This window comes from Sulfurospirillum tamanense, from assembly GCF_016937535.1.
Taxonomy (GTDB): Bacteria; Campylobacterota; Campylobacteria; order Campylobacterales; family Campylobacteraceae; genus Sulfurospirillum_B; species Sulfurospirillum_B tamanense.
On the sequence record NZ_JAFHKK010000058.1, the window covers coordinates 1 to 1,382 of the forward strand.

Annotated in this window: 1 protein-coding gene; it reads right to left on the bottom strand. The window is 39.8% G+C overall.

Annotation, left to right across the window (positions count from 1 at the left end; all coding sequences use genetic code 11):
- Positions 1–90 precede the first annotated feature (90 nt).
- Positions 91–1,089, bottom strand: a complete 999-nt coding sequence (locus tag JWV37_RS12585; protein WP_205460231.1) for a virulence RhuM family protein — start codon at positions 1,087–1,089, stop codon at positions 91–93.
- Between the last annotated feature and the right edge of the window lie 293 nt (positions 1,090–1,382).

Consider the following 1,382-nt stretch of genomic DNA (forward strand, 5'->3'; position numbering starts at 1 on the left):
TCTTTTCTTACATGTAAGAACAAAAAAATAGCCTGTTTCCTTTTTTAGACTTGCCCCCAGCACTTCATTGATTCTTCAATCAAAAATTATTCATCGTTTCTTTACCTTGGCTTCAAGCTGTTGTAACGCTTCAAGGTCTTGTTTGTCCGCTTCGATTGCTTCGTATCTTTTTCGTTTTTCATCAAATGTTTCATAAACAGATTCAACCATTTTTTTCATCTGTTCATTGCTAATGCTTCCATGTCCTTTGAGCACCTCTTTGTCATTGAACGCTATAATGCGGTCGATATTTTCTCTCCAAAACTCCATCGTTATATCTTGACGGTTTTTAGCTCTTAGTTCCGCTGTTTCTAAAAACACGACAACGAAACGATTGAGACTATCTAGCTCATCAACGCTTAGGTAATTTTTGGCGATGTATATATCAACTTTGCGAACTTTGGAACTTTCAAAACTTGTAAGTGCCATATTTGAACGTGTAGCATCCGCGCGGCTTACGATAATCTCAGCGGCTGTTTGCCCTGTAATAGCAAAGAGTAGTTTATTTTGAGCCTCAGCATAAAATAACTGTGTGGCTTTATCGCTGGCATCATAGTCGCTACTCAGGGCAAAAAGCTCTCGTACCTTTTGATAAAATCGTTTTTCAGATGCTCGTATATCTCTGATGCGTGCAAGTAATTCATCAAAATAATCAGGTTTACCATCAGGATTTTTAAGCCTCTCATCATCCATCACAAAACCTTTAACCATATACTCGCTCAGGTTTTTGTTTGCCCACTGACGAAACTGTGTCCCTCGTTTGCTTCGCACTCTAAAACCAATGGCTAAAATCATCGCCAAAGCGTAGTGGGAAACAGAGTAATTTTTCCCATCACTGGCAGTTGTCAAGTATTCCTTGACAACTGAATTTTGCGCCAACTCTCCCTCTTCAAAGATATTTTGAATATGCAAACTTATATTTTGTTTTGAGGTCGCAAAAAGTTCCGCCAACTGGCTCTGGCTCAGCCACGCCGTGCCGTCTTTGGTAAGAAGCGAAACAGAAGCTTTACCGTCAGCGGTGTTGTAGATGATGATGTTATTTTCGCTCATTGCTCAAGTTCCTTTTTTTTAACAACTATTTTACTCTTCCTTGTTCAATTTCTTTGAAAAAATTTCAATTTGAAATGCTTCGCAAACCGTGCGCCAAAGCTCATCGTTTTTTTACATGTAAGAATAAAAAAGTAGCCTGTCACCTTTTATCAGGAAATAATTCACACGCCAAATCCCCCACGATGTTACCCGTCTCAAACCGTGCTTTGGCACTGGCATCGGGTGGAGTTAAAACCTCTGGTTTGTACTTTTTCAGCCAAAGGGATTTTGGGCATTGGATGGCTCGGGTATAG

Coding starts and splice junctions, on each gene's coding strand:
- JWV37_RS12585 (WP_205460231.1), bottom strand. CDS start 1,089: ATGAGCGAAAATAACATCATCATCTACAACACCGCTGACGGTAAAGCT.